The organism is Nocardioides sp. S5, from assembly GCF_017310035.1.
Classification (GTDB): Bacteria; Actinomycetota; Actinomycetes; order Propionibacteriales; family Nocardioidaceae; genus Nocardioides.
Genome location: NZ_CP022296.1, coordinates 3255509 through 3268452 on the forward strand (window position 1 = coordinate 3255509; position 12944 = coordinate 3268452).

Below are 12944 nucleotides of genomic sequence, written 5' to 3' on the forward strand. Positions count from 1 at the left end.
CGCTCCCCGTTCGTGGAGCAGCGTCTCAACGTGCGCTCACGCCGCGGGCACCCTGCGGCCCCACACCACACGCCTCGTCTCCCGCTGCTCGTCGAGGTGCTCGTCGAGGTGCTCCGCCTCGGCCGCCAGCTGTCGCAGCGACGGGTGGTCGACCGGCGTACCCCGGACCATGCGCTCGAGCCGACGGTCGTGCGCGCAGGTGCGGAACCTGATCATCGGGTCCTTCGCCGCACGCGACCGGTCGATCCAGTCGTAGTAGCCGCTCGAGGTCGACGGCACCCCGGACGGCACCCACCACCCGGTCACCCGCAGGTCGGTGTGGGCGGGGAACCGGTTGCCGCCGTGCTGCCGGGCGCCGTCGTCGCGCATCGGTCCGACCTCCTCGCCGGTCTCGGCGCTGTGGACCCTCGGCACCAGACCGGCAAGCCTCAAGAGCGCCTGCAGCACGCTCGCCCTCGGGCTGGTGCGCCCGGTCTCCCACCGCGCCACGACCGACTGGGACACGTCGATCCGCGCAGCCAGCCCCCGCTGGGACACGTCGAGGATCCGTCTGATCCGGCGTACGAGACCAGGGATGCCCCCGTCGAACGGCCCCATCTCGAGCCACTCGAGCTCCTCCTTCGTCGCGAACTGCGTGACCGTCCCCGTCGTGCCCATCGCTGCCCCCTGACTGGTCGCATGTGTCGTTCCCTCCATCCCAGCCAGGACTGGTGACAACGGCGCACCCGTCATCCACAGGCAGCACCACCCTCGCGTGGAACGGCCGCCCTGTGGACGATTCGTGGTCACACAGCCGGGCCTCCCGCGCGGGCTCTCACCACTGGCGGTTGAGTCTCTGAGCGACTCAACCCGGAGTGTCCGACGGGAGGGCCCGCCGAGCGCGTGGACCATCCGCCGTGCCGGCGTGGGTGCGGGCGCTGCGAGGGAGGAAGCAGTTCGGACGGGGTGGGCTCAGTCGATCCGGGCGGCGCGCACCACCATCACGTCCGGCAGGTCCTTGTGGATCTCACGCCACGAGTCGCCCTCGTCCGGGGAGGCCCACACGCCGCCGTTGCGCCCACCGAAGTAGAGGCCGGCCTGCTCGTGGTCGTCGGCACACATCGCGTCGCGCATGACAGCGGCGTAGTAGCCGTCCGGCAGGTCGCCCTCCCCGAGCGGCTCCCACGACGCGCCCGCGTCGGTGGTGCGGTAGACGCGCGCCTTGCCGTCCACCGGCCAGCGGGCCTCGGCGCCGGTGATCGGGAAGTTGTACGCCGTGTCGGCGCGGTGGGGGTGGGCCATGATCGCGAAGCCGAACTCGGTGGGCAGCCCCGGAGCGATGTCCTGCCAGCTGGCGCCGCCGTCGTCGGAGCGGTAGACGCCGCCGTGGTTCTGCAGGTAGAGCCGTTCGGGGTCCACGGCGTCGCGGGCGACCTTGTGGACGCACTGGCCGAACTCCGGGTAGTTGCGCTCCCCGGGGAAGAACTCCGCCTTCACCCCGCTGTTGGACGCGGTCCAGCTCTCCCCGCCGTCGGAGGTCACGTAGACGCCGCCGGTGGAGAGCGCCGCGAGGACGCGATCGGGGTCGTCGGGGTGCGGCAGGATCGTGTGGAAGGCCTGCTTGCCGAAGCCCTCGTTCCACTCCTCGCGGTGCGGGTGGTCCCACAGCCCGCGCACGAGCGAGAAGGTCTCACCCCGGTCCTCGGACCGGAACACCGCCCCGGGCTCGGTGCCGGCCCACACCACCTGGTCACCGCCGTCGGCGGACCGGCCGGGCTGGAGCTGCCAGACCCGCGCGAGCGTCGCGCCGGTGTCCTCCGGAAAGCGAGCCGCGCCGTTGGGCGTCTCCTCCCAGGTCGCGCCCAGGTCGTCGGAGCGCCACACCTGCGGCCCGAGCCAGCTCGACGAGGCTCCCGCCAGCAGCCGCGGGGTCGGCCCGCGGGTGTCGACCATGACGGAGTAGACCTCCTCCATCGGGAAGTGCGGGCCGCTCCACTCCCACGACGTACGCGCCTCGTCGGAGGTGCCGAGCCACATGCCCTTGCGGGTCCCGACCATGAGCAGCGTGCGCGACATCGGACCTCCAGGACCGGGTGTGAGCGGGGAGTCGCTATGACTATTCCGATTAGGAACACTACTCTTGGCCGGAGATGAGTCAAGACATCCCGGTCACCGGATACGCGATCCTCGGCCTCCTCACCTTCGGCGACGAGCTGACGGGGTACGAGATCAAGCAGCGCGCCGACGTCACGCTCCGCTTCTACTGGGTCTCCCCCGCGATGAGCCAGATCTACACCGAGCTGCGGCGGCTCAGCGACCACGGCCTCGTCGCGGCCGACGTACGCACCGACGGCGGGCGGGACGTGACGACGTACGCGATCACCGCTGCGGGGCAGGCGGAGCTGCGTGAGTGGATGGACACCACCCCGGCAGGCTTCCCGGTGCTCAAGCACCCGGTGCTGCTCCGACTGCTCGTCGGCCACGTGACCGAGCCCCACCAGACCCGACAGATGCTGCACGAGTACGTCGCCGAGCTCGACCAGGCGCTCGCCGACCTCGGTCAGGTGCGCGAGAGCCTGCGCGGGGCCGACCGACCGGGCCAGCCGTTCAGGTTCCCGTCGCTGGTCGCCGAGTGGGGACTCGACTACTTCGACGCCGAGCGCCGGCACACGCACCGAGCCCTGGCGAGCCTCGATGAGACCGACCCCGGGGACACCGACGCGACTGCCTAGGCTGGCGCCGTGACGACTCGACCGAGCTCCGCCCTGCTCGGCCCGGTGGGCCTGGTGCTGGTCGGGATCCTCTCGGTCCAGCTCGGCGCCGCCATCGCCAAGGATCTGTTCGGGGAGATCTCCCCGACCGCGATGGTGTGGCTGCGCCTGGCCACCAGCGCACTGGTCCTCGCTGCCGTCGCCCGGCCGCGGCTGTCCGGTCGCAGCCGACAGGACTGGATCGTCGTGCTCGGCTTCGGCGCCAGCCTGGCGACGATGAACTGGGCGATCTACCAGTCCTTCGCGCGGATCCCGCTCGGCATCGCGGTCACCATCGAGTTCATCGGCCCCCTGACGCTGGCGGTCCTCGGCTCGCGACGCGCCCGCGACGTGATCTGGGTGGGGCTCGCAGGCCTGGGCGTCGCGCTGCTCGGCTTCCAGCGCAGCGACCTCGACCTCGTCGGCGTGGCGTACGCCCTGCTCGCCGGCGTCGCGTGGGCGGCGTACATCCTGCTCAGCGCCAGCACCGGCCGGCGGTGGGCCGGGTTCGACGGGCTGGCGGTCGCGAGCATCGTCGGGGCGACGGCGATGACGCTCCCGGCACTGCTCAGCGCGGGTACTGGTCTCTGGGACGCCCGCGTGCTGCTGATCGGCGCGCTCGTGGGCCTGCTGAGCTCGGTGATCCCCTACAGCTGCGAGCTCGTCGCGCTGCGCAGCCTACGGCCCGCCGTGTTCGGGATCCTGATGAGCCTCGAGCCCGCCGCCGCCGCGCTGGCAGCGATCGTCGTGCTCGAGGAGCACCTCTCCACGGTCCAGTGGCTGGCCATCGCCTGCGTGGTGGCCGCCTCGATCGGGGCGACCCGCTCGGGTGCCTCGCCGGGCGAGCCGCCGGGGGCGACGGACGAGGACCGTTCGGCGGCGCACGGCACAATCGCCACATGAGATCGCGTCTGGCCCTGTGCTCGCTGACGCTGGTCGCCCTCGTCGCGACCGGCTGCTCCGACACCACGCAGGAGCCGATCCCGCGCGTCACCCAGCCCACGGACCTACCCAGCCAGCCGACCCCGACCCCCACCGAGCAACCGGAACAGACCGGGAGCGACGGCGAGGGGGCCGGCCCGCCCCGCGCCGAGGGCACGCTCGTGGACCTGCTCGAGGTGCCGTGGGGCGTCGACTTTTTCCCCGACGGCGCGGCAGTCGTGACCGAGCGGATGACCGGTCGGGTCCTGCGCGTCACGGCCGACGGCGACCTGGCCCGGCTGGGGGCGATCGGCGCCGTCGTCCCACAGGGCGAGGCCGGGCTCCTCGGCGTGGCGGTCTCCCCGGACTTCGAGCAGGACCGCTCGCTCTTCTTCTACCTCACCACCGGCACCGACAACCGGGTCGTGCGCGCCGAGCTCGACGGGGCGTCACTCGGGACGCCGACGGTCGTCCTCGACGGCATCCCGGCCGGCTTCATCCACGACGGTGGCCGCATCGCCTTCGGCCCCGACGGCCACCTCTACGTCACCACGGGCGAGACGGGCGACCCGGCGTTGGCCCAGGACCCCGACAGCCTGGCCGGCAAGATCCTCCGCATCACCGCCGACGGCGAGCCCGCTCCGGGCAACCCCGACCCCGACTCCCCCGTGTACTCCCTCGGCCACCGCAACGTGCAGGGCCTGGCGTGGGACGACGAGGGCCGGCTGTGGGCCTCGGAGTTCGGCGACTCGACCTGGGACGAGCTCAACCTCGTCGAGAAGGGCGGCAACTACGGCTGGCCCGAGGTCGAGGGCAAGGGCGAGGACGACCGCTTCGTCGACCCGCAGGTCGTCTGGCCCGTCGAGGACGCCTCCCCCAGCGGGTTGGCGTACGCCGACGGTCACCTGTGGATGGCCGGCCTGCGCGGGCAGCGTCTGTGGCGCATCGACGTCTCAGGCCGTGGCCGGGCGTCGGACCCGACCGCCTTCTTCACCGAGGACTACGGCCGCCTGCGCACCGTCGTCACCGCACCCGACGGCCTCCTCTGGCTCACCACGTCCAACCAGGACGGACGCGGCGAGCCGACGCCCGCGGACGACCGGATCATCCTCGTCCGACCCTGAACCGGGAGAGCGGGCTCAGCCGGGGCGTACGACCGCGCGACGCGCTGCTCGGCGCAGCGTGGTCAGGATCGCCGGCCCGAGCACGACGATCGCGACCCCGGTCGTGATCGCCCGGCCGGTGTCCCAGCCACCGGTCGAGGTCAGCAGCGTGTAGACGAGGAACCGGTGGGCGTTCTCGAGCACAGGAGCACCCGCGACGTAGGCGAGCGAGCCCTCGTGGCCGGGCACCACGATGCCCAGCGTGAACGGCCACGAGCTGAGGTTCATCAGCAAGCCGTAGAGGTAGGAGGCCACGACCGCGTAGGCGACCAGCATCGCGATCTCCGCACGTCCGCCGACGCGCCGCGGCAGCAGTCCCGCGCCCATCCCGACCCACGCGGCGCAGATCATCTGGAACGGCAGCCACGGGCCCACGCCGGCGGTCAGCAGCGCCGACGCGAACAGCGACGTGCATCCGAGCACGAAGCCGAAGCCCGGTCCGAAGACCCGGCCGCCGAGCACCAGCAGGAAGAAGACCAGCTCGATGCCGGCCGTCCCCGCCCCCAGCCCGCGCATGACCGCGTTGATCGCCGACAGCACGCCCAGGACCGCCAGGACCCGGGAGTCCATCCCGCCCTCGCCCATCTCCGCGAGGACCACCACGACGACCAGCGGGAGCAGGACGAGGAAGAGGAAGGGCGGCTCGACCCGCTCACCCGGCTGCGCGACCAGCAGCAGCGGCCAGCAGAGCATCATCAGGCCGGCGAGGGACGCGAGGACGAGCACGGCCGCCGTACGCGGTCCGATCGGCACCGCGACGTCGGTGCGGGTCCGGGGCCGGTCCTGGAGCGCGCTCACCGGGCACCTCCTGCGAGGGCGGCGGCCACTTCCTCGACGACCAGCCACGGGGCACCGAGCACCTTGGTGACCTGCGGGGCGAACGACGGCGACTCGGCGAGCACCCGGCGCGGCGGACCGCTGGAGACGATCTCGCCGTCGGCCAGCACCACGACCTCGTCCGCCACGTGGGCGGCGAACTCGACGTCGTGCGTGGCGAGCAGGACCGCGCGGCCGTGTGTGGCGAGGTCGGCGACGATCCGCGCGAGCTCGGCCTTGCCGGCGTAGTCCAGCCCGCGGGTGGGCTCGTCGAGCAGCACGACCGGGGGCCGGGCGGTGAGCACGATCGACAGCGCGAGCGCCAGGCGCTGGCCCTCGGAGAGGTCGCGCGGGTGGATCGCGTCGTCGATCCCCGGCGCGAGGCGGTCGAGGAGCCCCCGGCAGGTGCCCGGCTCGGCCTCGGCACCGGAGTCGGCGGCCGCGCACTCGTCGGCGACGGTCTCGAGGTAGAGCAGGTCGGCGGCGGTCTGCGGGACCAGCCCGACATGCGTACGCCGCTGCGTGGGCGCCAGCGCGGCGGGGTCCTCGCCGTCGACGTCGACGCTGCCGGAGGCACGCGTGCCGGTCCCCTGCAGCGCCCAGATGAGGCTGGACTTGCCCGATCCGTTGCGACCCATCAGCACGGTGACCCGGCCGACCGACAGCGTCAGGTCGACCTCGCGGACCGCGACGTGGCTACCGTGGAGGACCGTCACGCCACGCGCGGTCAGCAGCGGCGCGGACTCGCGTGCGGCGACGGGTGCGGGAGCGACCATCGGTGGGAGCTCGCGTGCGCGCCGCCGGGCGTCGCGCACGGTGAGCGGGAGCGGCTCCCACCGGGCGAGCCGACCGAGCTCGACGAGCGGCGGCACGACGGGCGAGTCCGCCAGCACCACCTCGGGGGCACCGGTGCGGATGCCGCCGTCACCGGTGACCAGGGCGATCCGGTCAGCGAAGGGCACGACCCGTTCGAGGCGGTGCTCGGCCAGCAGGACGGTCAGGCCGAGGTCGTGGACGAGGCGGGTGAGGGTGGCGAGCACGTCCTCGGCCGCGGTGGGATCGAGGGCGGAGGTCGGCTCGTCGAGCACGAGCACCCGCGGGTGGGTGGTCAGCACGGAACCGATCGCGACCCGCTGCTGCTGCCCTCCGGACAGCGTGCGGAGGTCACGTGAGCGCAGGTCGGCGATGCCGAGCAGGTCGAGCGTCTCCTCGACGCGGCGGCGCATCGTCTCCGGCGCGATCGCCAGCTGCTCCATCACGTAGGCGAGCTCCTCCTCGACGGTGTCCGCCACGAACCCGGCGAGGGGGTCCTGCCCGACGTAGCCCACGAGGTGCGCGCGTTCGCGCGGCGGCTGCTCGACGATGCTGGTGCCGTCGAGGAGCACGTCACCGGTCAGCACGCCGCCGGTGAAGCGCGGCACGAGGCCGGTCACGACCCCGAGCAGCGTGGACTTGCCGACGCCGGTGCGACCCGAGACGAGGACGAGCTCGCCCTCCTCGAGGGTGAGGTCGACGTCGCGGAGCACCTCGTGCTCGTCGTAGCGGAAGCCGATGCCGCGCAGCTCGATCATGCGAGCACCTCCCGACGGACCGGGGCGCTGGCCGGGACCGGGGTCGCGACGGCCGGGACCATGCCGAGGACGCCGACGAGCAGCGCGGCCGGCGACAGGTAGGGCGCGACGTCCACGCCGGGATAGGCCACCACCACCTGGGCGTGCCCGATCCACCAGCCGAGGACCGCGACCACCAGGCCGGTGCCCACGGTGACCAGCTCGGGCGTACGCCACGGGTCGGGGCGGTAGCGGGTGCGGTGCACACGGCGGCCGGCGCTCACCAGGCCGAGGGCTGCGACGACCACCCCGCCTCCGAGCATCGGCAGCGCCAGCACCTGCGGCGCGGTCGGGTCCAGCCAGGCGTACGTCCCCACGCAGATGCCGATCAGCGCGAGCAGGAGCAGCGAGCCGGTCAATCGGCGCTCCCCTCGGGTCGCCCCGCCGGAGCGTCCGTAGCCGCGGGTGTCCATGCCTGCGGCCAGGGAGAGGGAGCGCTCGAGCGCGTCCTCGAGGACCGGGACGAGGAAGCGGCGCAGCCGACCGACGCCGGAGGTCGCGCCGCCGCGCAGTGCCTGAGCCGCCCGGACGCGTCGGGCGCTGTCAGCCAGCTGGGGGAAGATCGTCACGGCGACCACGAGGGCGGTGCCGATCTCGTAGAGTGCCGGCGGCACGGAGGCGAGCAGGCGCTTGGGGTTGGCGAGCGAGTTGGCGGCCCCGACGCACAGGAGGACGGCGGCGAGCCGGAGCCCGTCGTAGAGTCCGGCGAGCAGCGCCTCGCGCGTCACCGGCCCGAGCAGACGGACCCCTGCCGCCCAGTCCGGCAGCGGGATCTCCGGGAGGTCGAGGAGCACGTGGCCGATCTCCTGGCCGCCGAAGACGATGCGGAAGACCACGCGGAGCACGACGGTCAGCACCGCCAGCCAGACGTAGAGGCGGAACGAGCGGCCGAACGGATGACCGGACCGGCGCGCCATCACCACGACCGTCGCCGACCCCATGACGAGGAGCAGCAACAGCGGGTTGGTCGTCAGGGACGCTGCCGTGGCCAGCCCGATCGCCCAGGTCCACCAGGCGATCGGGTGCAGGTCACGTGGCAGCCCCGACAACGGCGCAGCCGGTCCGGTCACGACGCGTCAGACCCCCCGTCTGCGACGCGCCACGACGCCACTGACCGCGATCGCGACAGCGATCAGGGCGACGACTCCCCAGGTGACGACCGCGGGCACGCGGGCCGGCTGGTCCGCGGTGGGCGCGGTCGCGTCGGCGGGCTCGCTCGGGGTTGAGTCTCCAGGAGACTCAGCCGCCAGGGCGGGGTCCTCCGGGTCGGCGCCCGCGCTCGCGCCACCCTCGCGCTCGTCCTTCTCCGACGGGTCCCCGACGCCCTTCTTCGTGCGTGAGTCGCTGGGAGACTCAGGGGCCAGGGGCGACTCGGACGGGTCGGATGCCGCGGACTCCGACGGCGTGCTCCCGGGCGACGAGGTCGGGGAGTTGGGCGAGGTCGGCGACGCGCTGGGCGTGGGACTGCTGGACTGCGACCCGCTCCCCGGCCCGCTGTTCGAGCCACCGTCGCCCGACGGGCTCGATGACGGCGAGGACGTGGGTGAGGAGGACGGTGTGCTGGTCGGCGTGGAGGACGGCGATGGTGTCGGCGACGGAGAGGCCGCGAGCACCGGCGGGGCGACGGCGGGAGGTGTGGCGTTTCCGCTGCCCTGCTTCCACGCCCAGCCGACCGAGCCTCCGGCCGGGACGGTCAGGGAGCCCGAGCTGTAGGACGAGTAGGCCCACGAGCCGGACTTCCCGTCGGACCACCACAGCCCCCAGTACGCGTCGACCGGCGAGGTGTTCTGGCAGGGGTCGCTGGTCGGGACGCCGTTGACGCGACACACGAACCCGGGCTGGCGCTGGGCGTACGTGAGGCTCACCCCGACGGACGCGACGATCGCCGTGGCGCTCTTGCCACCGCCGTCCGCCGCGCAGGCCGTCGTGACTCCCCCGCCGAGCTCGCGGTAGTCGACGACGACGCTGACGCCCCCGCCGGAGGTGCAGGTGGCCGCTCCGGCCGCGGGCAGGACGGCCGTCGGCCCGAGGCCGAGCACCACGCCGCCTCCGACCACGCTCGCGGCCAGGACGGCGAGCGCGGCGGCGACCCGCCGGGCACGGGTTCCCATCGAGGTCACTTCCGACGCAACCAGAACTTGGTGGCGACGGGCTCGGCACCACGGGCGGTCTGGGTGGCCACGACGCGCATCCGCTTCGCGCCGAGGACGGCACGCGCCGGCTTGGTGAGCTTGAGCGTGACCCGGGAGGTCCGGCCGGGCTCGACCTCGTACGCCGACTTCGCCACGACCAGCCGGGACCTCTTGCCGTTGGCGCGCTCGACCTTCGCGGCCGTACGGACCTTGATCTTGCCGGTGCAGGCCTGGGCTGCGTCGCACGTGACGGAGACCTTGAAGCGATTGTTCCGGCCCACCTTCTCGACCTTCGCCACTGCCAGGTCACCGACGACCGGTGTGGCCGGGAACGGGGTGGAAGCTGCGGCGGCGGTCGCGGTAGTGCTGGCGGTGGCGGACCCGTTGAGCGTCGTGACCCTGAACGTGTGCGCGAGGGCACCGGCGGGAAGCGTGAATGCGACGGGGACGGTCGAGCCGGTGCCGGTGCCGGTGACGGCCGTGGCCCGCCCGCCGAGGCTGACGCAGGCGGGCTCGCCGGCGCCAAGGCCAGACACGTCGACCGTGACGGCGCTCTTCTCGACCGCGATCGCAGGCGCTGAGACGACTACGTCGGTCCCGGCGGGGACGTGGGCCATGGCGGGGAGCGCCTGGGCGCTGGCGCGCCTGAACCCGTCCTGCAGGGCGACCGGGATCGTCCCCGCGGCCCTCGCGGCGGCGATGTCGGCGGCCTTGTAGGCGATCGCACCGTTGTGGGCCGACAGCGTGGTCGCGCACGGCGCGAGGTCGGCGACCTGGAGCCCGCGTAGCCAGCCTGCAGCCTTGGTGGCGGCGCCGTCATGGCCCGCCTCGGCGAGGGCCCAGCCGGCGAGGCCGGTGGTGTTCGCGTTGGTCCCGAGCGCACCGGCGCTGAACGAGCCGTCCGAGGCCTGCTGCTTCCTTAGCCAGCTGGCGGCGAAGAAGGCGGCGCCCTTGGCGGCGAGGGATGCGTCCGGGGTTTCAAGGATGTTGAGCACCGCGAGCGCCGTGGTGTCGACCTCACCGACCTTGTCGGCGGCGCAGCCCTGTTCGGGCGCCGCCTTGTCCTTGGTGAGATCCGCCCGGAACGAGCCGTCGTCGCACTGCTGCTCGAGGAGGAAGGCCATGACCTCGTCCGCGAGGTCGGAGCCCTGTCCGCCCAGCGCGCGGGCGGCCCAGGACTGGCTGATGACGTTGAGCGAGTCGGTCGGGTCACCGGTCGTGTAGTCGGTCTCGCCGACGTTCTGGACGCGGCCCTCGATCGGAGGGGTCGTGGCGACGTTCCCCTCGACCACCGACTGGAGGTCTGTGCCACCGAAGTTGGTGGCGTCGCTGCCCGCGACCTGCGCGAGCGCGATCGCTTTCGCTGCGGACCCGGTGTAGACGGTGGGCGCAAAGTCGTACCACTGGGTGACCTTCGGCGCCACGGCGTCGGCGATTGCGACAACGGTGGCGTCCTGGCCGCCGACGGCGTCGAGGGCGAAGGCGACGTCTGCGGAGAGGCCGAAGTCGTCGTAGACGTAGCCGTCGAACTCGCCGACGACGATCCCGTTGGTGATCTGTGACCGCAGCCAGGTCGCGCCCGCGGACACGGCGCGATCGCCGGCCGACTGGCCGGCAGCCGCGGTGGAGGGAGCGGCAGCGACGAGGGTGCCGGCTGTGAGAGTGGCTGCGGCGAGCGTGACGGCCGCAAGCCCTGAGATGAGCTTCATTGTTCCTTCCTCGCTGCGACAGCGAGGGAGGACGGCGTGCGCCGGTCTGCCCCGCTGCATTCCTCGACAGCGATGGTGGTCATGACGCGTCGGGGCGGGTGTTCCGGCTCGCACGGGATCTCTCCCGTGCCTACGGTTGCGGGTCAGCGCCGGATTCGGACCGGCTTTCCCCACCTCGGGCGTGTGTGGTGCCGACCCGGACGGGTGCGGCGGTCGCAGCGTAACCCTCGTCGTGCCCCGGGCGCACCTCGGCCCGGCGCCACGAGATGAAACCAGTGGACGCCGGGCCGCGGTGGTGTGTCAGGTGGAGCTGGTGGGTCAGTTGCGGACCCGGAGGGACGTACGCGCCTCGTCGTCGGAGGTCTTGACCAGGCCGACGCGTCGCTGGTTGCCCGCGGGCAGCTGCAGCTTGCGCACGATCTTGTCGCCGGACCTCTTGCCCTTCACCCGGACGAAGTCGCCCTTCACCTGCAGGCAGGCGCTCTCGCTGGGAGCGAGGCCGAAGACACGGAACTGGACACGCTCACCGGCACGGGCGCTCTTGCGCACCGAGACGACCTCGAGCTTGTCCTTGCTGGCCGGCGCGAACTGCAGGCCCAGCACCGCCTGGGCGGTGGCGCGGCGCCACTCGTCCCGCGCCTCGGTCGGGATCCCCGTCGTCGCGGAGGCCTTCACCCGGTCTCTGCGGTAGGCCACCGCGCCGGTGTCCTTGGTCAGCGCGGTGCGGCACCTGTACTTGTCGACCGGCTGGTTCTTGCGCACCCACAGCGCCGCCTTCAGGGCTGCGTCGCGCTCCTTCAGCAGGCCGAGGGCGAACCCGGCGATCGCCGTCGAGTTGGTGTTGATCTTGCTGATCGGCGCGGCGGCGCGGAACGCCCCGCTCCCTCGCTGCCGGTCGACGAGCCAGGCGCGGGCCTTGTCGAGCGCCGCCGTGACGGCGGGGGTCTTGTCGTCCGACTCGACCAGGTTGATCACCGCCAGCGCAGTGGCGTCGGGGTCGGCCTCACTGCCCGGAGCGCCCTCGGTGCACGACTGGTTGGGCGCGTCGGCCTTCTCGAAGCTCGCGCGGAAGAAGCCCGACGCGCACTGCTGCTTGAGCAGGAAGTCACGCGCCGCGGCCGCCTCGGTGGACCGGGCCTGCGACAGGGCTCGCACGGCGTAGGACTGGCCCACGACGTTGGCGTAGCTGCCGAACTCCGACTTGTCGGAGATCCGCCCGGCGATCGCCGCGGCCTGCGGCTCTGCCGCGGGGTCAGCAGGCACGTTGGCGGTGCGCTCCTCGAGGCGGGTGATGAGGTTGACCCCGCCGTAGTTCGTCGGGTTCTGCTTCGCCACCTTGGCGTAGGCGGCGGCCTTGGCCAGCGGCCCGGCGTAGGACTCCTTGGTGCCGTCGCCGACGTACTCGCCGATGCGGGCTTCGAGGGCCGTGGTGATCGCCACGTTGACGTCACCCTGGCCGCGGACCGTCGACAGGGCCATGCCGGTGTCGATCGTGAGACCGAAGTCGGGGCCGCCGTCGCCGACCATGAGGCCGTTCGTGAGCTCGCCGGCCAGCCACTCGGCGGCGATCGTGGACGGCGTGCTGTCCGTGGAGGTCGCGGCCTTGGCCGCCCGCAGGGCGGGCGACGGGTCGGCGGAGGCCGGCGGGGCGGCGAGCACGCCTGCCCCGAGGGCGACGGTCGACAGGACGACCGCTGCCGATCGGATGGGTCGAATGCGATGGTGCATGACTTCCTTCCCGCCCGCGAGGGGAAGGCGCGCGTCGACGTCTGACGACGACGTCGTCCCCCGGTTGGTGCGAGCGTTGGTTGGTGATGTGACCAATGTGACTCGCGTCGACCCTAACAAGTTGTCTAGACCGGTC

At 72.8% G+C, this 12944-nt stretch carries 11 protein-coding genes and 1 riboswitch; of the genes, 3 read left to right on the forward strand and 8 right to left on the reverse strand.

Annotated elements, in window-relative coordinates:
- Positions 1-36: 36 nt before the first annotated feature.
- Positions 37-657, reverse strand: a complete 621-nt coding sequence (locus tag CFI00_RS16130; RefSeq protein ID WP_207082089.1) for a helix-turn-helix transcriptional regulator — start codon at positions 655-657, stop codon at positions 37-39.
- 294 nt (positions 658-951) lie between these two features.
- Entirely contained in the window at positions 952-2055 is a 1104-nt protein-coding gene (locus tag CFI00_RS16135) for an exo-alpha-sialidase (protein WP_207082090.1), read from the reverse strand.
- Between the two features lie 74 nt (positions 2056-2129).
- On the opposite strand from CFI00_RS16135, the gene CFI00_RS16140 reads away from it, so the two are divergent.
- The 3 genes from CFI00_RS16140 to CFI00_RS16150 are packed head-to-tail and all read left to right on the forward strand — an operon-like array spanning position 2130 to position 4774.
- The gene (locus CFI00_RS16140) at positions 2130-2711 is read left to right on the forward strand and encodes a PadR family transcriptional regulator (protein WP_207082091.1); all 582 of its coding nucleotides are present in this window, start codon (positions 2130-2132) and stop codon (positions 2709-2711) included.
- Between the two features lie 9 nt (positions 2712-2720).
- Positions 2721-3632, forward strand: a complete 912-nt coding sequence (locus tag CFI00_RS16145) for an EamA family transporter (protein ID WP_242532440.1) — start codon at positions 2721-2723, stop codon at positions 3630-3632.
- Positions 3629-4774: a PQQ-dependent sugar dehydrogenase gene (locus CFI00_RS16150; RefSeq protein ID WP_207082092.1), complete on the forward strand. Its 1146-nt coding sequence runs from the start codon at positions 3629-3631 to the stop codon at positions 4772-4774. Before CFI00_RS16145 ends, CFI00_RS16150 begins: the two co-directional genes overlap by 4 nt.
- 15 nt (positions 4775-4789) lie before the next feature.
- Here CFI00_RS16150 and CFI00_RS16155 read toward each other — a convergent pair whose 3' ends face one another.
- The 6 genes from CFI00_RS16155 to CFI00_RS16180 all read right to left on the reverse strand — a co-directional run bounded on the left by CFI00_RS16155 (position 4790) and on the right by CFI00_RS16180 (position 12808).
- Complete coding sequence (locus CFI00_RS16155) at positions 4790-5611, reverse strand: ECF transporter S component (RefSeq protein ID WP_347401876.1); 822 nt, start codon at positions 5609-5611, stop codon at positions 4790-4792.
- Complete coding sequence (locus tag CFI00_RS16160) at positions 5608-7200, reverse strand: ABC transporter ATP-binding protein (protein ID WP_207082093.1); 1593 nt, start codon at positions 7198-7200, stop codon at positions 5608-5610. Before CFI00_RS16160 ends, CFI00_RS16155 begins: the two co-directional genes overlap by 4 nt.
- Positions 7197-8309, reverse strand: a complete 1113-nt coding sequence (locus tag CFI00_RS16165; RefSeq protein WP_207082094.1) for an energy-coupling factor transporter transmembrane component T — start codon at positions 8307-8309, stop codon at positions 7197-7199. The genes CFI00_RS16160 and CFI00_RS16165 overlap by 4 nt, the downstream gene beginning before the upstream one ends.
- Before the next feature lie 6 nt (positions 8310-8315).
- Positions 8316-9350 (reverse strand): hypothetical protein, encoded by a 1035-nt coding sequence (locus CFI00_RS16170; RefSeq protein ID WP_207082095.1) that lies wholly within the window; start codon positions 9348-9350, stop codon positions 8316-8318.
- A 5-nt stretch (positions 9351-9355) separates the two neighbouring features.
- Complete coding sequence (locus tag CFI00_RS16175) at positions 9356-11080, reverse strand: hypothetical protein (protein ID WP_207082096.1); 1725 nt, start codon at positions 11078-11080, stop codon at positions 9356-9358.
- A 75-nt stretch (positions 11081-11155) separates the two neighbouring features.
- Positions 11156-11295, reverse strand: a riboswitch (cobalamin riboswitch).
- 103 nt (positions 11296-11398) lie between these two features.
- Positions 11399-12808, reverse strand: a complete 1410-nt coding sequence (locus CFI00_RS16180) for a prenyltransferase/squalene oxidase repeat-containing protein (RefSeq protein ID WP_207082097.1) — start codon at positions 12806-12808, stop codon at positions 11399-11401.
- Between the last annotated feature and the right edge of the window lie 136 nt (positions 12809-12944).